This is a genomic window from Serratia silvae, from assembly GCF_023282985.1.
Lineage (GTDB): Bacteria > Pseudomonadota > Gammaproteobacteria > Enterobacterales > Enterobacteriaceae > Chania > Chania silvae.
This window is the reverse complement of record NZ_JAGQDC010000069.1, coordinates 1-278: the sequence shown is the minus strand read 5'-3', so window position 1 is coordinate 278 and position 278 is coordinate 1. Positions and strand designations below refer to the sequence as shown.

The following is a 278-nucleotide window of genomic DNA, read 5'->3' as shown; positions in this document are numbered from 1 at the left end:
CTACATTATCATCGGCGCAGGATCTGCCGGAAATGTGCTCGCAACACGTTTAACTGAAGACAAAGACGTTACTGTTTTACTCTTGGAAGCAGGTGGCCCAGACTACCGTTTAGATTTCCGTACTCAAATGCCAGCAGCGTTGGCCTACCCACTACAAGGACGCCGTTACAACTGGGCATATCTCACTGACCCTGAACCACATATGAATAATCGCCGTATGGAATGCGGCCGTGGTAAAGGTTTAGGTGGTTCCTCATTGATTAACGGGATGTGTTATA

At 47.8% G+C, this 278-nt stretch carries 1 protein-coding gene; it reads left to right on the top strand.

Annotated features, from left to right (window positions below; translation table 11 throughout):
* A partial coding sequence (locus KAJ71_RS23265) for a GMC family oxidoreductase N-terminal domain-containing protein (RefSeq protein ID WP_248947795.1) occupies positions 1–278 on the top strand: 278 nt, incomplete at both ends.